This is a genomic window from Veillonella seminalis (assembly GCF_003992065.1).
GTDB classification, from domain to species: Bacteria; Bacillota; Negativicutes; order Veillonellales; family Veillonellaceae; genus Veillonella_A; species Veillonella_A seminalis.
Map to the genome: position 1 here is coordinate 90,114 of NZ_RQUZ01000011.1, position 18,545 is coordinate 108,658.

An 18,545-nucleotide genomic window follows, 5' to 3' on the forward strand; every position below is an offset into this window, starting at 1 on the left:
TTAGCGGCTTCCTTTCACCACTTGCAATACAGTATCAGCTGTTATGGTATCAATCGAATAATAAGTTCCACGCATAGCCTGCATCAGTTCTTTCGCAATTCCAAGGCGGATAAAATCTTGCTCTGTATCTAATATCAAAATCCCCACCGGTAAATCAATAAAAGCTTTCCCCCAAGCTAAAGCTTCGTTTACCGGATTATCGGTTTCACCATAGGTTGCCCGACCATCCGTAACAATAAGAACGTCTATTTTTTCGGTTGGTGAACGTCGTAAAACCTGCTCACAAGTTCTATAAGCCAATTCCAAAGCCCCTGCAAGCGGTGTTTTACCACCGGTAGGTAAATGTTCTAATAGACGTCTTGCCAACTCAATACTGCCGGTAAAAGGTAATACCAATTCCGCTTTCTCCTTGCGAAATACGATAAGACCTACTTTATCACGTTTCTCATAGGCATCCTGTAATAAACTGAAAATAGCACCTTTCACGGCCTCCATACGTTTGCGAGCCGCCATAGAACCACTGGCATCCACAACAAATAGATAATGACCACCGACTTGTTTTTCACGCTCTTTACGTCGATAATCCGGTGCCTTGATTTGAATGGCTAACGAACTGTTATTTTGTAACTCCGAATGCCGTATTTTTTGATACGGTGCAGCCGCTCGTATAGTCGCATCCAAAGCTAAATCTTTTAACGGTTCCGGATATTGGATAGCTCTTACATAATGACCGCCGCAATCTCCGGCTTTAGTACGTAAGCGCTTGCCTGAACCTTTTCGTGCCTTACGATCCATGGTTTTATCAGCATCTAAACGCAAACCCATTAAGTTTTGATTCATGGCCGCTATTAATTCCGGCCATATATTATTTACACCATCGTTTTCAAGGCTATCATCCTGATTGTCCAAATCAGTTTGACTTTCGTTCTCAGAGGATTCATTTAAACTATCTAAATCGTCACTAAAATCAGACTGTGACTGATTATCTTGGCTAACATCATTTTCATTGTCACCCTCTAATTCAGTATTCTGAATATCTTCGTTATCGTTATTTTGCTCCGGTTCTTGCGAATTATTATCCGGATTATTTTCCTCCTCACTGACCGTACCATTATCATGATTATTTTCTGATTGATTATTATCTCTATCGAGTGACTGATTTTGACTATTTCCCACTTCAGTTTGTTGCCGCATACGATGAGGCAATACATATAAAGTAGCTTCCTCTACGTGTTTCGGTAAAATATATGACTTTTGATCTAGCCCAGCCAATGCCGCTGCCGCAACCGCCAGTAAAAATTCATTTGTATTACCTACTGCGCCGGATTTTACTATAAAACTGATACAAAGTTGCAATATCGCCTCAGACGGCTCTATATTTGTTACCAATGCTTCAGCTCTTCTAAGATCCGTTATCGAAATTATGGGTTCGATAAGTTCTGAAGTCAAAACTTCTCGCAATACAGCCAAACGATTTGTTTCATCCGGGTTTTCCATGGATATATGTAAGTCAATATTTTCCCACTCAGATACAGCCAAACTACCTTCTGCCGTATTGACAGTACCGATTAAAGTTCCCCCCACATCTCTAACGCGTTGCAGTAAAAAGTGGCGTAAAGATTCTCGTAACAGATGAAAATCATCAACAAAAAACACCTTTACAGCCTGATTAAATAAACCATTGCCGCCTACATAATGACCGGCTTGAAGGGTTCTCTCCAAATCAATATGATCTGTCAATGCCTCGGCCTGAATATGTACCGGAATAGTACGATACGAAATTTGCCATTGCTGTAATAATTCACGGACACGATAACTCTTTCCTACACCGGTCGGACCGGAAATTATAATGCTATTTATTTTTGGTTGTATAAGAGCCATTGCTAAAGCTCGCTCTACATTCGCAATCATATGTCCACCTTTATGCGGTTAAACCGATATTTTTTACGAATAAAAAATTATTCATCCGCCTCTAAAATATCGGCAACACTATTCCAGTCAAACCCTTGTTCCTCAAACGGGCGGCGGCGCATACGATGTGGCAATACCAATTGTGCCGCCTCTTTTAAATCATCATTAATAATCTCGGTTCGTTCATTATACGCAGCCAACGCTTTTGCAGTATGTAGCATCGTAATATCCGGCCGATGGCCGTCAACATTAAGACGAATCGACAAAGCTGCAATCTTCCGCAAAACAGCGTCGGTAACGTTAACTTGTGGCAATAGAGCACGAGCCTTAACAACACTTTCAGCCAATTCCCGCTCACTGTCTTTATACACTGCCTCAAAAGCGGCTTTATCACTTTCAAAAGCCAAACGACGCTTTACAACTTCCATACGCGATTCGGGTTCGCGTTCACCTTTTACATCTACCGATAGGCCAAAACGGTCTAATAACTGTGGGCGAATATCCCCTTCTTCCGGATTCATAGTACCTACCAATATAAATTTAGCCGGATGTGAGTAGCTGATACCTTCTCGTTCAACTGTATTAATCCCCATAGCCGCTGCGTCTAAAAGAACATCCACCACATGATCGTCCAACAAATTTATCTCATCTACATATAAAATATTATTGTTAGCTTTTGCCAATATACCGGGCTCAAACTTTTTCTTGCCTTCAGTAAGAGCGTATTCCAAATCAATCGTTCCGACTACACGGTCTTCAGTAGCATTAATCGGTAACTCCACAACCTGCATTGACGCTGAGCCATCAATTTCCAAGGGCGGTAAAATAGCCGCCAACGCTCTTACCGCCGTTGACTTGGCCGTTCCTTTTTCCCCTTTTATCAAAACACCGCCAATAGCCGGCTCGATAGCATTTAAAATTAAAGAACGCTTCATATCCTCCTGACCTACAATTGCCGAAAACGGATATAATATTTGTTTAAATTGTGTTCCTTGCTCTATTTCATTAATTTCGCTCATGTTGCTGACTCCTACTATCCATTTAACTCTACCGTCATATCAGGTGGTAAGGTATTCCCGCGACGATACGGTTCGATATCAGTTGCATCATTCGGGAATACAAAAATACGTTGCTGTGTAAAATATGGATCTTCATACACGGCGGCCGACAAATGAAACGCCTTTTTTAAATTTTTAGCCGTCAATACTTCTTTAGGCAAACCATCCGCTACTAAGTAGCCGTCTGAAATCAATAAAAGCCGTGTACAAAACTTAGCCGCCAACTCTAAATCATGGACTACGATAAAAATAGTTTTACCCGATTCACAATGTTGTCGTCCCTGTCTAAAAATTTCATCGGCATATACCAAGTCTAAAGCTGCCGTCGGTTCATCAAGAAGTAATAATTCTGTTTCTTGAGCTAATGCTTTGGCCAAGAAAACACGTTGCCGTTCACCACCACTCAATTCATTAACGGCTCGATCTCGTAAATGCCAAATCCCCACATTCTTCATAACAGTCTCAACAACATTTTCGTCATTGGCAGATTCATTTTGCCACCATTTTAAATATGGATAGCGTGCCGTCATAACGATTTCTCTAGCTGTATAACCAAAGTTTAAATTTACACTTTGTTGCATACAAGCAACTTGTCGAGCAATCTCTTTATCACTCCGTTGTGCTATAGAGTCACCGTTTAATATAACAGCTCCTTCCGTAAAAGGATATAAACCTCGTAATGCCTTTAAAAAAGTAGTTTTACCTGAACCATTAGGTCCAATAATACCTATAAACTCGCCACGTTTAGCCTGTAAAGAGATATCATGTAAAATCTGTTGATTACTCAAGGATACACTTAGATGTTCTACACTTAATTCCATTTAAATGCCTCCTTTTTGACGAACACGACGTAATAGATATAAGAAGTACGGAGCCCCTAATAAAGCCGTCATAATACCCACGCGAATTTCACTCGGCGACGCCAACACACGCCCCAATGTATCACAAAATACAAGAAAAAGTGCTCCTGCTAAGGCTGAAACCGGCAATAATATGCGGTGGTCAGGCCCCACCAAAATTCGAACGATGTGAGGAATAATAAGCCCCACAAAACCGATAGCACCACTTACACAAACAGCTGTCGCTGTAATAAATGACGCTAAAAATAAGAAAATCAATCGGTATAACATAACCGGAACGCCTAAAGCCTTTGCTTCCGTATCACCTAATACCAACACGTTTAATTGGCGCCCAAAAGTAATTAGAATAGTTGTCCCAATGAGGAATGGTCCAATAGCAAGAAAAACATGCTCCCAACGTCTAAAATCGAGCCCGCCTACCATCCAGAATAAAAATTCTCGCAAACGATATTCATTCATCAGCGTCAAAATACCGGAGGTAAAAGCACCAAGCAACATACTGATAGCAACCCCAGCCAATAATAAAGTAGCCGTTTCCACACGACCACCACGCATGGTTAATAAAATCGTAATACTAACGGCCGCAAATGCGCCAATAAAGGCAAACATCGGCATATAAAACATACCAAGCGAAGTAAGTCCTAAGGAAATAGCAATAACAGCACCTAACGATGCACCCGCCGAAACCCCCATAATGCCCGGATCGGCTAATGGATTGGAAAAAATTCCCTGCATAACGGCACCGGCCAATGCTAACGAGGCACCAACCATGAGCCCCACTAAAATACGCGGCATACGAATATACCATAATACCGCTTCCTGCTCCGGTTCCAATGGAGCAGTTACCGTGACCGGTATACCCAAACCTTGCCAAATACTCTGCAAACCGCCAAGAACCGGCACCTTAATAGTTCCCAAATGAAGGGCTATTATAATTATCCCTATCAGAAGGGCCGTCATTGTTATAACGCTGATAACTTGTTTCTTTTTTCTGTCCATACCTCTCACCAAACGAATTATTTAAATTACATCTCTTAACAACTAAAAATTTTTGGGAATCGAATCCGATTGAATATACTCAGGGTAAACAATTTTTGCAATTTCTATCATTGCTTCACCGATATGCTGATTACTCGTATACAAATACGCTGCTCGAACCGGCATTACATGATTATTCCGCATAGCTTTCATCGACTGAAAAGCAGGCGTATGTAAGAACCGCTCTTCCAAACCTTTATCCATAGTTTGATAGGCCGGAATCAATAAATAATCGGGATTCATATCAATAACTCGCTCATCGGTAAATGATATTCGCGGTGGATAACCTCGATAAGAAGGAGCATTATAAATACCCATATAGCGACTCATATCATCGAAGAAACTTCCCGTTCCGGTATATCCGTCCATGGATGAAACAAAAAGTACACTCCGTCGTTTATCCTCAGGTATTTTATTTACTTGATTCTGTAGCCAATCAATCTCAGTTCTAATTTTACGACTGTAATAAGCCCCTTTCTCAGGCTCTCCCACAAGATATGCCATTGTTTCTATATTTTTAATAGTACTTTCTACCGTTTTTCCGGAATCGACGACTACAGTGGGAATCCCCATTCCGCGTAAGCCGTCAATTACATCTTTAGATGTATATTCCGGTGCCAATACCAAATCCGGTTTTAGCTTTACAATCTTTTCAAAAGGATAACTATACAACTGTGTTTTTACTTGCTTAGCCTTTTCCCATTCCATAGAATACCCTTCATATTTTACCAGCGAGCTGATAGCAGCTATTCGGGACGTATCAATAAGACCTAATAAAACTGTATCATAAGCCGATGTCAGCGTTACAATACGCTTTGGATAATCAGGAATTTTTACAATTACACCATCAGCACTTTCAACCGTTTTGGTATATTTCTCGGATGTAGAATCTATAACCGGATGAACGCTACACCCGGATAAGCTGATTAAGCATAGTATGGCAAGTAAACCGGCAATAATTATCTTTCGATATATTTTCCAAAAAGCCATAAAATTATGCCCTCATCGTATGTTTATTTTGATAATATTTAATAAAGATTTTTTTCATAGTACATTCTAAAGGATTTATAGTCTGACCTGCTCGTACCCGACTATAACAGGCACCACCACAGTAATTAATAAAATTACACTGCGTACACATATCAACAACCGGCTCTAAATGAGTCAATAACACACTTTCCTTTTGACTATCTCCCCCGGTAGTAACATGGCCAAGACAATATTCTTCTCGCCCTGCCAAAGAAGCACAAGCATACATCATACCATCCGGACTTACATACATACCGGCCTTATGAAGTGCATAGCAATGTGAAAAAGGAGTATATCCCTTTTGTAATTTATTAACTTTATCAATTTGAGCTATTATAAGTGAACGATGCGTTATATTTTGCCAATATTCCAGCCGATTTAACATTTTATGAACACCGGCCTCCAATATTTGTTCGGTAATAAGTGGTTCTTCTTTTCCCCGACCTTGCGGACGCACCAGATTAAATCCGACTTGCCGCACATTTCCCAAATAATAGGCCAAATCTATAACCTTGTCCAATTTATCCACAGTAACTGCATTAACTACTGTCGTAATACCTATTTCAATACCGGCACTACTTAAAAGTTGAATACTTTTAATTGTATCCATTGTTGAATCACCAAAATCCATATAGGGTCTGTTCACAGCATTGCTATCGGCAAAACCATCCAAGCTAACCCCTATAGCAATTTGATGTTTCTTTATAAATTCTATTTTTCGGTCATCTAACAGCGTCGCATTCGTCTGTATCTGCAATTTTGCCTTGATTTTATGACGTTCTAACCATTCAACACATTTAACTAGCAACTCCCACGCCAATAAAGGTTCACCGCCGGTAAATTGAATGGTAGGCGTACCCGAATACTCAGTTATATACTGCAATGCTTGCTTTGCTGTATTCCACGTCATAGGCTGTTGAGTCTGATTGGCTGCATAGCAATAGGAACACTTCAAATTACATTGGCCTGTTAAAGCCAAAATCAGTAACTGAACTGATTTAGACTGTATTGTATTATCCGCATTACAATTCATGCATGCCATATAGCTCATTACCTTTACCTACTAAATTCAAAATACCGACGGTGATTATCAGTTTGCTTAATTTTTAAATACTAAATATCAAGAAGCAAATTAAAAATAAAATTCACTCCTTTATAATCTGCCACTAGAATGTGTGTGCATAACTAACAGTGTAGTTAAATGGATTATCCCAATATTCCCAATCGCCATTAGTAATTACATTATGTCTGTCTAAAATATTATTAAGATTAATTTGTACGGAATCATTTTCGCCGAAGGCATAGGAAACATATGCATTCAAATTAATTAAATCCGGATTAGTTCCCCCATCACGGTTTTGCAAACGTTTAGTTAACCAATTTAACGCAATACCGGCATCCAATTTATTGTCAGTATAATTTACTCCCGCATTAAATTGAAGTTTTGGATACGCCTGATTCCAAGTTGATACGCCAATATCCCGTTTTTTAGGATTAGAATACGTTGTCCCCAAAGACAATGTTACTTTATCTGTCAATAAGCGTTTGTAATCTAATTCAATACCGACATTTTGGAATTTACCGCCATTAATTCGAACGGTATTCTTACCGGTTTCAGGATCCGGAGCCCAATCAAAGAAGTTTTTAAAGTCCATGTAGAATAAAGCCACTTTCCAGGAGTCTTTTTCAGTTACATGTTTATAACCAACTTCATAGTTCCAGCCTTCTTCCGGTTTTAAATTCGGACCGCTAATCGCCTGATAACCGCCATTTACATATTTAAAAGTATCCGATAAGTTTGGCATCGTAAAGGCTTTACCAACATTCGAATAAATGGATGACTGTTCATCCAATTTATACAGCATCTGCCATTGTGGCATAAATACATTCTGGTCATTTACCGGATCGGAGATTTTTTGGAAACGAGCGCCTAAAATTGTCGTCAATTTAGGATTAATTTCATACGAATAGCTACCATACAATGCCATATTATTACGACCAGCTCTTACATTGGATGTAGCCGCTGCTGTGCCTTTATAGGTATCTCGGCTTACCAATAAACCACCAATGAAAGAATCTTTATTATCTCGTAAACTCCATTCATGTTGAACATCAATACCATATTTACGAGCTAAATAATTACTGGCATTTTCACTCCACTTATTAGTAGCCAAGTTTTTACTTTCACCATACAAATCACGATCGGTGTAAAAAGCTACGGCTTTAGTATTATCATAGTCATAAGTCAATGAAAAATTATTCTTTTTATCGTCATAATGATAACGCTTACTTTCTGATGCCTCTGTCGCTTTTGCTTTAGTTAACGTTCCCGGTACTACAATTTGACCATAAGTGGAGTTGGATTCACTACGCATATAACTTAAATCCAAACGTTCACTTAACTTAGCATTTAAGGCAATATTAAATAAATCACCTTTACCGCGTTCATTATAATATTCATATTTACGCTTGCCGTCTAAATCCTTACGATTCGGACTCGTTCTATCAATAGCACCGAAAAACTCTTTACCTACAGCGATATTAAAATCTTTATTGCCGGCAGAAACCAAATACTGTTTATAGCCTAAATTGCCTAACCCAACTTTGGCTTTTACATATTCTTTTTCCGGCGTCGAGGTAATAATGTTAATAACCCCGCCTAGTGCTTCAGCACCATATAACGTAGAAGACGCGCCTTTTACAATTTCAATTCTTTCGACATTTTCCGGTAATATACCACTTAAGCTATTTTTACCATTCAAATTAATAGGAGCGCCATTAATCAAAATAAGAGCACCACGTTCTAAACCACGAATATTTACACGGCTATCCATGGAACCGTAATCAAGACCGCCAGCCCCATAGGAAAAATTCGTAATCCCCGTTGTAAACGATATAGCGTCAAATACAGTCTTAGCACCTGTATTTTTAATATCTTCTTTAGTTAATACAGCTGTTGCCGCCGGAGTTTCCAAATCTCTCGTTTCTGTACGTTGAGCTGTAACTACAATCGGATCTAATGTATATGAATCCGAGGTCTCTTCAGCCGCTAAAGCAATTCCCGTATACAAACAATTTGACACAACACTTAACAAAACCAGCTTTTTTAACACAGATTTGTTCAACACACTCTTTTTTGTCATAATAACCTCTTAACACCAATACAAAATTAAAAATACCTAATGTGCTTAGTTTTATTTTTAAACACATAAAAATATATTCGAGTTGCAAGAAATTCCCTAATTTTTATCGCAACTGGAATTCTACATTAACACTTGTAGTCGTACTGATTGGTTCATTACCTCTTCTGGCCGGTTCAAATCGCCAACTACTTACTGCATCCAAGGCAGCCTGATCCAAGGTATCACTACCTGATGAATCATTTATCCAAACAGACTCAACACTTCCGTCAGTGCCTATAGTTAAACCAACGCCAACACTGCCACGCACATTTTGATTGCGAGCCGATCTTGGATATTTTGGTTTGGGCGTATATGTCGGTACCGGCCTATAAAAAGTAGTATCAACCTCCGTACCGTTAGGATCCCCCTGAATGCCGGGTTCTGTACCGGTACCGAAACCGGCAAGACCACCGCTGCCGGAACCACTGCCACCACTATTAAGAGCTGAATCCAAGCCTGCACTTACTACGCCTTGTTGGATTGTTTCCTGATGTTTAGTAACAATACTATTTTCATTATTACTGGTTAATGGCTCAGAATATTCAGGCAACGCCGTCATAGGCGTTACTGCCGGTAAATTAGCTCCAAAATTTCCACTACCATCACCACCGTCGCCACCGCTATTAGAATTGCCCTTAGGATTAGGATGTTTAATTTCTACATAATCCACCTCAATAATCGATGACATATCATCCGCTTTAGGGATGGCCGGCCATGGCAAAAAAGGAATAACGGTTAATACAACGGCATGAAAAATGAGTGAGGCGACCCAAGGCTTAGTCCACATATTTCGACTATTCATTGAATTCTCTCCTATCTTTCTTCAGCGGCTATAGATACTTTTTGAATCCCTGATTTTTTAGCTGTATCAATAACACTTACTACACGTCCATAATTAACACCCGCATCACCGCGAACAATAATGGCCATCTCCGGATTTTTACTTTTTTCAGCTTCCAAGCGTGCTTTCAACTGACCTTCCGGAATTCGTTCCTGTTCCAAATAAATGGCTCCGTCCGCCGTTACCGTTATTGGCAATACTTTATCTAAGTTTACTTTAGATGTTGCAGCTTGCGGCAATTGAATAGGAACACTCTTTTGAACAACCATCGTCAACATACTCATCATGAAAAATACCAATAAAAAGAAGATAATATCAATCATAGGTATAATCATCAATTTAGGTTGATGTTCTATTTTCATTGACTTAAGCTTCATGACGTACACCTGCATTCGTATTAATTACATATAAAGAAGCAACATACTCAATATCGGCAATCAATACATTAACACGCTGAGCCAAATATGTATGAATTACCAAAGCCAAAATAGCTACCAATAAACCTGTAGCAGTCGCAATCAAGGCTTCACCGACACCGCCGGTAATAGCAAACGGTTCACCGGATTCGATAGAAAGCACGCTAAAAGAACCAATCATACCGACAACAGTACCCAATAGACCTAATAACGGCGATAAGGTAACAATAGTTTCTAAATAATTCAGATATTTCTTTAATTGGAATACTTCGTGCGTAGCAATACTTTCTACCACATCACCGGCTTTTAAATCTTCAGTACGTTCAATAATAGCCGTTTTAACAATATTACCGGCTACACCACCTGCTTCATCACAAAGAGCTTTAGCGGCTTCTAATTGGCGTGTACGTAATAAATTCGGTAATTGTTCTTTTAATAAATCAATATTTGACGATGCCGCTTTATAACATAAATACCGATTTACCCCTATTGTTACTGCTATAATCGAAGCCAGTAAAATAGGATACATAACTAAGCCACCCTTATGAAATAATTCTAAAATTTCCACGATTTTAAATCCTCCTTGACAAACACATCAAAAACACAAATCACCCAAAATATAAAAAATGGACACATCTACGAAGATGTGCCCATAATAAAACAAATGTTTATATTATCGCTAATCCCCTTCCCATCGCTCGTAGGTAAAAACGGTGATTCTCCTATAGGCAGTTCTCCTGGCTTAGATTCATCGCTTACCTCGCCTTCCCGGAAAAATCCAGTGGCAATGTGAGGTTCGCTCCTCCTACAGTGGCGGGACCGCATCGGCTTATACCGATTTCCCTATTAAGTCATGTGACACCTATATAATGTACTTTATTAATTATATGATTATAGTGTATAAAACTACATAATAGCTGTCAACTGCCCACATCTTCTTTGAATTAAATTAAATAAAAAAGTGTTATTTCATATTTTTTATAAATAATATTTTTTATATTTAACCCTATCAGAACAAAACTCAAAAGGCCACACACAATACCTATATACACACCGATTTTCCCAAATAGAGGTAAAAATAAATAACCACAGTTTAAAATAAAAGTTCCCCAACCAAATGAATAACGATTATTCATAACAATCTGTACACGTCTAAGCGGTTTTATGAATAATAACAGCAATAAAGCGCAACTCAAGTCTAAATAAATAAGCCATATGATTTCTAACGCCGGATGCCCATGATTCTTAAAATGTAAATCAACCCCCACGGCCAAAATACTCATATACCATGGTGGCGAGGTTATGTAAGAAATAAACTCCGGACTCTTATAAGCCCACACCCACAAGTCGTCAGCCACAAAGTATCCTTGATATGCATTTTGCAATTCAGATTTATCAATCAAACATAAGTGATAAGTACTTGTAGCCGGCTTAGACAAATCTTTCCCGGATGGAATATCTAACGATAAAACCTCCTTATCCGGATACTTATTCTTTACTAAGTCAAAAATGTCCGAATACGTATAAACAGATGCCGTCTTTTGCTGTGACGCAAAAGACGCTTCTGCCCCGGCCGCACTATCAGCATAATACACCCGTGAAAAATAAGAATGACCTATCAACAAAATGCCTGAAACGAATAAAATAATGCAATAAGGCGAAACTACAATTCCTAGGAATGTATGTAGCGAATACATTCCTCGTTTTGGTGAAAGATTAATTTTTCTATAAATTTTATAGCCTGCAAAACACGTTACTAAACTAACCAAACTAAACAGCAATAATAAAACACGCCCCGTATCTCCCAATAAAAGATTACTGTGAAATCTGGCTAAGGTTCTTACAATTACAGCCGTATAGTCCATATCAACATGGCGTGGTACCATCTGATTATTTGCCGGAATAAACTGACCATCTCGAATATAGTAATGATAACGAATAATCTCCTTATTATTCTTTTCAGTAAAACGAAAAGAAATCAAAGAGGTCTCCGGTCGAATTGCCATGGATCGCAACGTGTAATTAGGATGTTCCGCCAATATTGTATTAATCTGATTTTGGCTGTTATTCCACATGGAACTCTCATGGGCAGAGTACATTTCTTTTTCAATATTCGAAAAAGAAAAGCCTCTAAGCATAATAACTAACCCGGAAAAGCAGAGTAAGAAAAATACAATGCCCCCTATATAACCCGTGTATTTATGAATCTTATACCATTGTTTCATATAAAACTCCATAAAAGACCCTCGATCATGATAGATTGAGGGTCTTTTTTAAATCGTCTAGTACTCGTAACGAACACCTAATGTATAGGTACGACCGGCAGTTGCCTCATTATCATAGAATTCACGGTCAAATATATTATCAATACTAAATTTAACTGTAAAATCAGGGGTAACGCGATACCCAACACTGGTATTCACTAAGAAATAGCCGTCATAAGCACCGTATTCGCCGGCTGCTGCCGTAGAGCTTTGGCGTGCACTAACATATTGCATATCTAACAAACCGGTCCATTTTTCCTTGTCATAAGCCAAACCGGCATGGAAGATATGTTTCGGTACAGAATAATCAACTGCATTGCTATAGCCTGATTGATTAGAATTCGTTATTTTTGGTCCGATGATTTTCCCCATTTGCCACGAATAGTTAACATATGAAGATAAACTATCTGTAAATTTATGCTCATAGTTAAGCTCAATGCCGCGACGTGTTTCTTCACTGTAATTTATATATTGTTTGTATTTTACTTTCTTAGGATTGGTATTCGGTTCATAGAAAGTGGCTGCCGCTACCTTATCATCAGTTTTTATATGATATAAGGAAACATCAAGAGTGTCTTTATCAGTAAGCTGACGCTTCATGCCTAATTCCCAAGTTTTAGATACTTCAGGGTCTAAATCCGGGTTAGGAATATAATTGCCGGAATTGACCGAGGCTCCGGTATAGACAACGTATCGATAGATGTTATATAAGGCCGGTGGATTAAATGACGCACCGTAAGATAAGTAATAATTAGTATCTTCATTAGCTTTGTACTCTATGGCAACTTTTGGGCTTATATGATTGTAAATTTTTCCATCAGAGGTGTCATTATAATTAGCTTCTGTCGACCAAAATTTACCGCCACCTTTATCGAAACGATCATAACGAGCCCCTAAAAATACACTCCACTCATCATTAACTTTATATTCATCTTGGGCAAAGATTGCCAAGTTTTTAACCTTACCATTATCTTGAGCATAGTGTGTTATAACAGAGTTCTTATTATGCCAATTCGATAATTTATAGCGATTCTGAGTCATTTCCTCTGTATGATAAGAAATCCCCGCATTAATCGTATGTTTGCCAATATTGCGCCAGGTTTTTTCAACCTCATACGTGAACTTTTTACCCGGATATTTAGAGTATTCACCCAAACCGGTCCAATCAATCCCGGTATATTTACTGTCAACAATCGGTTGCGTATATCCGTCAACTTTATCATGAATATAACTTGCTCGAGCCACAAGATCATTAGCACTGTCACGATACGTTAAAATGTGTGTATCACGCTTATTTTCGTTATCATAACCAAGAAAGCTCCCCGGGGATAATACGACCACCTTTTTATCTGCTACTCGTACAGAGCCGCTCCAAACCGGATTGCCATCAGCATCGCGAACATAAGAGAACGGATTTTTATAGAATGATTCGCTGTTAATATGTGAATAGCTATAAGTTAAAGTCTGGTTTTCATTAAAATAGTAGCCTACGTTAAAACCGTAATTTTCATGCTCCCATTCTTTTTCCCCACGGCCACCAACGACATAATTACCATTTTTTAATTGCGGTAAATCTGCAGCCATAGTTGCTTTATTTTTACTCGTTTCGGTTACCGGTTTTATAGAGCGATAAAATCCTTTATATCCATCTGATGATCGTTTTTCATAGTTAACCCCTACGCTCCATTTATCAGATACTCTTGAATTAACTACTACGGCACGTTTCCATGTATTATTGCTTCCATACGATAAATCAGCTACAACGGATGTACCGAATTCCGGAGCGCCTTTCGTTGTGATATTAATAACGCCGACAACTGCATGACCACCATACAAGGAAGATGCACCACCGCGTAATACTTCAATACGCTCAATATTACTGATTGGAATCATATTAAAATCAACTGAGCCATTATAGGTACTATTTTGTTGAACACCATCAACTAATACCAAGATATCTTTAGAATTCATACCGCGCATAGTCAAACTGCCTTGTGCATTTTGGTCAATAAAAACGCCCGGTAAAAACTGCAAAACCTCCTGAACCGATGAAATATTCTTATCAGCTATATCTTGTGAGGTAATAACGCTTACACTGGCCGGCACATTAGCAATAGTTTGCTCAGTTTTTGTCGCAGTTACAACTACTGTCCCTAAATCATAATCAGTAACCGCATCTTCGGCCTGTACACCAACACAGCTCAAAATACTACCACAACATGCCAATACTGCCGCTCGTACTAACAATCCCTGACCTTTCATAATACCCTCCTAATAAAATTACCCTAAATTACCTAATCAGTTAATAGATTTATTTTTTTTACTATTCCTCTTCTTTTAACACTACCTCACCTAATGCTAACTCAAGGTTCTTAGTAATCCCTTCATAATCCATTAACTTATAAAAAAACATATCTACTTCAATCTTGAAATAGATATGCTACATGACCTTTGCCATAATCGCCTCTCTATCGCTCGTAGATTAAAACGGAGATTATAAATAGGCAGGTCTCCTGGCTTAGATTCATAGCGCCTCTCGCCTTCCCGGAATATCCAGTGGCAACATGAGATTAGCTCCTCTTACAGTGACGGGATCGCATCGGCTTATACCGATTTCTCTATTAAGTCTAAATCGACACCTATAAATATGTATAAAATTTCTTCATATACAGTATATATTTACTTTTCCACCTCGTCAATCTTAATTCAAAACAAATATTAATCATACTATACCCTATATTGTATACTAAAACTCCTTTATTTCATAGGGTTTTATAGCTTATCATCGTTAATTTTTATATTTAAACATATTATTCTAAACAGTATTTTTATACAAAAAACCTTAAAACAAAAGATTTTTTACTTTAAGGTTTCATCTTATAGTTAAACTCTATTTATTTTTTTATAATATTTTTAATCAAAATAACTATACTCTAATATAATAATTTACTGCAAATACTCAACTAAAAATCTTCAAAAGCCGCTAACAATTCTTTCGTGTATTTTTCTTTAGGATGCTGATAAAGTAATTCTGTCGGTTGTAATTCAATCAACCGGCCTTCGCGCATAATTCCGATACGATTACAAATTACGCGTAACAAATCTAAATCATGCGAGATAAACAGACAAGCTAAAGATCGTTCCTTTTGAATATCTTTTAAAATAGAAATAATCTGTGCTTGCACCGATACGTCAAGCATCGATGTCGGTTCATCCAATAAAAGAATCTTCGGATTTAATAACAGTAACCTGGCAAGACAAATACGCTGTAATTCTCCGCCGGAAAGTTGATGCGGATATCTGGAAAGTAACTCTTTACGAAGTTGTACTTTCTCTAAAACATCCTCTATACTATGCTTTAAATTAATATCTTGATTCTTATGGATACGAATCGGTTCTTCAATAGACTCTTTGATTGTCATGCGCGGATTTAAAGACGAAGTCGGATTTTGAAAAACTAACTGCATATCTTCTCGCATTTTTTTATTCTCATTTGCCGACATTTGCGATATTACTTTTCCGTTTAATAGAATTTCTCCCTGATCTGGCTTTAAAAGTTGCATGATAATTCTAATTAATGTGGACTTCCCGGCCCCACTGGTTCCCGCCAAACCAAGAATCTCATTCTCTTCTACCGAAAAAGAAATATCTTTTAAAACCTTGAAGATTCTTTTATTAATAAAGCCTGTTGTGAAACTTTTAGAGATATTCCTTATTTCCAATACACTCATACTATTTACTCCATTCACAACGCACCTGATGGGAAGAAGATAAATTCTTCATAACTTGATCTTTTTCGCATATGTCTAACTCATAATACTTGCAACGATTTTTAAAAATACAACCATTGGGAATGTTATGCAAATCAGGTGGTAACCCCGGAATCGATTTTAACCTATATCTTGGTTGTGCTTCTAAAAAACTGATAGTATAAGGATGTTTAGGCTCTTTAAATACTTCTTCACAAGTACCGTATTCAAGAATTTCTCCCGCATACATAATCCCAATATAATCTGCTAGTTTTTCTGCTAAACAGATATCATGAGTAATGAATAAAATACTAACACCGCTCTCATCTCGAAGATCACGGAATAACTGACAAATTTCGCGCCGCACAAAAGCATCCAAACCTTTAGTCGGTTCATCCGCAATTATCCACCCGGGGTGTGGCATCGCCATCATAGCTGCTAATACACGTTGAGCCATCCCACCGGATAATTCACCGGGATATTTATCATATACCGCTTCCGCATTAGGCAAGCCAAACCGCTTTAATTGTTCAATCCCCTTTGCTTTTTCAGCGGAATAAGAAGTCTTATTTCTGTAACAGTTTGATTCAACGACTTGTTTACCTACCCTTTGCATAGGATCCATAGCAGTAATAGGATCTTGTGCAATCCATCCTATCCGGGTACCTCGGGTCATATTCCATTCCGCTTCTGATTGTGCCAATAAATTCTGATTTTTTAAATAAATTTTACCGGTCACAACAGCAGATTCATCCAAAAGCCCCATAATCGCTGACCCCATTATAGATTTCCCACTTCCCGACTCGCCCACCAAAGCCGTTATTTTACCTGAAACTAATCTGAAATTTACATTGCGAAGCACTCGAGTAAGCCCCTGTTCTGACGGATATGCAACTGATAAGTCATCAATAATAATATCTTCCATCATAACATTTTCCTTTCTCCGGCATTACTCAACTGCAAATGTTCACGCAAAAAATCACCAATCAAATTTATACTCATACAAAAAAGTGTTATTGCCATACCCGGTGCCAATATCATCAACGGATAACTCCTAAAATAAGTCCGGGCATCACTAATCATAACACCCCAATCGGCAATTGGCGGTGCTACCCCCAGGCCCAAATAAGATAAAGCAGATGCTGATAAAAGAGAGGTACCGATTCTAAGAGTCAGTAAAACAACGATTAAAGGAAAAATATTGGGCAGTATATATCTTCTCAGAATATAAGAATTACCGGCACCCAAACTTTTTATGCCAATAATATAGTTTTCATTTCGAAGATGTATTACCTCACTTCGCACAATACGTGAAAATCCGGTCCATGAAGTAATCGTTACCGCTATAATTAAACGGGCATCATTTTCCGGTAATACGGCCGCAATAGCAATCATAAAGCTCATACCGGGCAACCCTTGAAACAGACTGACCAAAGCTTGTATACCTTGATCTATGCGTCCACCGTAATAGCCGCCAATCATTCCCAATATCAATCCTACTAGCATAGTACAACAAGCTGCTACGGTCGCAAAAACAACTGATGTTCTTGCACCATAAATCATGCGTGATAAAATATCACGACCTAATGCATCTGTTCCTAACCAATGTTTGTATGAACTCCATTCCAAAATTTCTTCAGTATTTACCTCCGTAGGATTATAAGGTGAAATCCATGGTGCCATTACGGCGCAAAAGATTGTTCCCAATACTATAGCAAAAGCTAATAGATATAAAGGATGTACAGAGCGGAAAACCTTCATCAATCGCCACCTCGTCCCTTAGGATTTAATACATAATAACTCAAATCGACTAAATAATTAAAAACAAGGAATATCGTACCACTTACAATCACATAGCCCTGTATAACGGGGTAATCTCGCCCCCATATGGCAGCCAGTACATAACTGCCCATCCCGGGAATAGAAAATAAATCTTCAATTATTACCGAGCCGCCTAGAATGGCGCCGAAATAAGTACCAATCATAGTTATAACCGGCATAAATGAATTAGGCAACACATGATGTAGTAAGATATATCGCATAGGAAAACCTTTAGCGCGTAAAGTCTGAATAAAAGGAGTAAATTGCAATATGAAATTGAACACTTTTAAAAACCCAGTAACTTATTAACTTCTTCAATGAATACTTCTTGTGGTGTCCGGTAATTTAGAATTTTGCGTGGCAGTGCATTACACCA

Annotated in this window: 16 protein-coding genes and 2 riboswitches; all 16 genes read right to left on the reverse strand. The window is 38.3% G+C overall.

What is annotated here, in order from left to right; translation table 11 throughout:
* The 16 genes from EO126_RS08470 to EO126_RS08545 all read right to left on the reverse strand — a co-directional run bounded on the left by EO126_RS08470 (nt 1) and on the right by EO126_RS08545 (nt 18,453).
* Nucleotides 1-1,911 carry a VWA domain-containing protein gene (locus EO126_RS08470; RefSeq protein ID WP_006556580.1) on the reverse strand — a complete coding sequence of 637 codons (1,911 nt, stop codon included), beginning with the start codon at nt 1,909-1,911 and terminating at the stop codon, nt 1-3.
* A gap of 47 nt (nt 1,912-1,958) precedes the next feature.
* Nucleotides 1,959-2,885, reverse strand: a complete 927-nt coding sequence (locus tag EO126_RS08475; RefSeq protein ID WP_127008499.1) for a magnesium chelatase ATPase subunit I — start codon at nt 2,883-2,885, stop codon at nt 1,959-1,961.
* Nucleotides 2,886-2,944: 59 nt separating this feature from the next.
* Entirely contained in the window at nt 2,945-3,790 is an 846-nt protein-coding gene (locus EO126_RS08480) for an ABC transporter ATP-binding protein (RefSeq protein WP_127008481.1), read from the reverse strand.
* Nucleotides 3,791-4,828, reverse strand: a complete 1,038-nt coding sequence (locus EO126_RS08485; RefSeq protein ID WP_006556577.1) for a FecCD family ABC transporter permease — start codon at nt 4,826-4,828, stop codon at nt 3,791-3,793.
* A gap of 42 nt (nt 4,829-4,870) precedes the next feature.
* The gene (locus EO126_RS08490; protein WP_127008483.1) at nt 4,871-5,857 is read right to left on the reverse strand and encodes an ABC transporter substrate-binding protein; all 987 of its coding nucleotides are present in this window, start codon (nt 5,855-5,857) and stop codon (nt 4,871-4,873) included.
* A 4-nt stretch (nt 5,858-5,861) separates the two neighbouring features.
* Nucleotides 5,862-6,947 carry a radical SAM/SPASM domain-containing protein gene (locus tag EO126_RS08495; protein ID WP_006556575.1) on the reverse strand — a complete coding sequence of 362 codons (1,086 nt, stop codon included), beginning with the start codon at nt 6,945-6,947 and terminating at the stop codon, nt 5,862-5,864.
* Nucleotides 6,948-7,062: 115 nt separating this feature from the next.
* Nucleotides 7,063-9,039, reverse strand: coding sequence for a TonB-dependent receptor plug domain-containing protein (locus EO126_RS08500; RefSeq protein WP_127008485.1), 1,977 nt, complete (start codon nt 9,037-9,039; stop codon nt 7,063-7,065).
* Between the two features lie 103 nt (nt 9,040-9,142).
* Nucleotides 9,143-9,880 (reverse strand): energy transducer TonB, encoded by a 738-nt coding sequence (locus EO126_RS08505; protein WP_127008487.1) that lies wholly within the window; start codon nt 9,878-9,880, stop codon nt 9,143-9,145.
* A gap of 11 nt (nt 9,881-9,891) precedes the next feature.
* The gene (locus EO126_RS08510; protein ID WP_006556572.1) at nt 9,892-10,296 is read right to left on the reverse strand and encodes an ExbD/TolR family protein; all 405 of its coding nucleotides are present in this window, start codon (nt 10,294-10,296) and stop codon (nt 9,892-9,894) included.
* On the reverse strand, nt 10,286-10,903 hold the full coding sequence (locus tag EO126_RS08515; protein ID WP_006556571.1) for a MotA/TolQ/ExbB proton channel family protein: 618 nt from the start codon (nt 10,901-10,903) through the stop codon (nt 10,286-10,288). Before EO126_RS08515 ends, EO126_RS08510 begins: the two co-directional genes overlap by 11 nt.
* Nucleotides 10,904-11,045: 142 nt before the next feature.
* Nucleotides 11,046-11,216: riboswitch (cobalamin riboswitch) on the reverse strand.
* 63 nt (nt 11,217-11,279) lie between these two features.
* Nucleotides 11,280-12,560, reverse strand: a complete 1,281-nt coding sequence (locus EO126_RS08520) for a PepSY-associated TM helix domain-containing protein (protein ID WP_164726730.1) — start codon at nt 12,558-12,560, stop codon at nt 11,280-11,282.
* Between the two features lie 57 nt (nt 12,561-12,617).
* Entirely contained in the window at nt 12,618-14,861 is a 2,244-nt protein-coding gene (locus tag EO126_RS08525; RefSeq protein ID WP_127008491.1) for a TonB-dependent receptor, read from the reverse strand.
* Between the two features lie 224 nt (nt 14,862-15,085).
* Nucleotides 15,086-15,257: riboswitch (cobalamin riboswitch) on the reverse strand.
* Between the two features lie 305 nt (nt 15,258-15,562).
* The gene (locus EO126_RS08530) at nt 15,563-16,330 is read right to left on the reverse strand and encodes an ABC transporter ATP-binding protein (RefSeq protein ID WP_021840533.1); all 768 of its coding nucleotides are present in this window, start codon (nt 16,328-16,330) and stop codon (nt 15,563-15,565) included.
* A 1-nt stretch (nt 16,331) separates the two neighbouring features.
* The gene (locus EO126_RS08535; protein ID WP_127008493.1) at nt 16,332-17,276 is read right to left on the reverse strand and encodes an ABC transporter ATP-binding protein; all 945 of its coding nucleotides are present in this window, start codon (nt 17,274-17,276) and stop codon (nt 16,332-16,334) included.
* The gene (locus tag EO126_RS08540) at nt 17,273-18,109 is read right to left on the reverse strand and encodes an ABC transporter permease (RefSeq protein WP_127008495.1); all 837 of its coding nucleotides are present in this window, start codon (nt 18,107-18,109) and stop codon (nt 17,273-17,275) included. The genes EO126_RS08535 and EO126_RS08540 overlap by 4 nt, the downstream gene beginning before the upstream one ends.
* Nucleotides 18,109-18,453: an ABC transporter permease subunit gene (locus tag EO126_RS08545; RefSeq protein ID WP_225723643.1), complete on the reverse strand. Its 345-nt coding sequence runs from the start codon at nt 18,451-18,453 to the stop codon at nt 18,109-18,111. Before EO126_RS08545 ends, EO126_RS08540 begins: the two co-directional genes overlap by 1 nt.
* Between the last annotated feature and the right edge of the window lie 92 nt (nt 18,454-18,545).

Excerpts from the sequence above, each read along its gene's own strand:
- EO126_RS08530 (WP_021840533.1), bottom strand. The coding sequence starts at position 16,330 with ATGAGTGTATTGGAAATAAGGAATATCTCTAAAAGTTTCACAACAGGC.
- EO126_RS08520 (WP_164726730.1), bottom strand. The coding sequence starts at position 12,560 with ATGAAACAATGGTATAAGATTCATAAATACACGGGTTATATAGGGGGC.
- EO126_RS08500 (WP_127008485.1), bottom strand. The coding sequence starts at position 9,039 with ATGACAAAAAAGAGTGTGTTGAACAAATCTGTGTTAAAAAAGCTGGTT.
- EO126_RS08540 (WP_127008495.1), bottom strand. The coding sequence starts at position 18,109 with ATGAAGGTTTTCCGCTCTGTACATCCTTTATATCTATTAGCTTTTGCT.
- EO126_RS08485 (WP_006556577.1), bottom strand. The coding sequence starts at position 4,828 with ATGGACAGAAAAAAGAAACAAGTTATCAGCGTTATAACAATGACGGCC.
- EO126_RS08505 (WP_127008487.1), bottom strand. The coding sequence starts at position 9,880 with ATGAATAGTCGAAATATGTGGACTAAGCCTTGGGTCGCCTCACTCATT.
- EO126_RS08525 (WP_127008491.1), bottom strand. The coding sequence starts at position 14,861 with ATGAAAGGTCAGGGATTGTTAGTACGAGCGGCAGTATTGGCATGTTGT.
- EO126_RS08480 (WP_127008481.1), bottom strand. The coding sequence starts at position 3,790 with ATGGAATTAAGTGTAGAACATCTAAGTGTATCCTTGAGTAATCAACAG.
- EO126_RS08490 (WP_127008483.1), bottom strand. The coding sequence starts at position 5,857 with ATGGCTTTTTGGAAAATATATCGAAAGATAATTATTGCCGGTTTACTT.
- EO126_RS08495 (WP_006556575.1), bottom strand. The coding sequence starts at position 6,947 with ATGAGCTATATGGCATGCATGAATTGTAATGCGGATAATACAATACAG.
- EO126_RS08470 (WP_006556580.1), bottom strand. The coding sequence starts at position 1,911 with ATGATTGCGAATGTAGAGCGAGCTTTAGCAATGGCTCTTATACAACCA.
- EO126_RS08510 (WP_006556572.1), bottom strand. The coding sequence starts at position 10,296 with ATGAAGCTTAAGTCAATGAAAATAGAACATCAACCTAAATTGATGATT.
- EO126_RS08535 (WP_127008493.1), bottom strand. The coding sequence starts at position 17,276 with ATGATGGAAGATATTATTATTGATGACTTATCAGTTGCATATCCGTCA.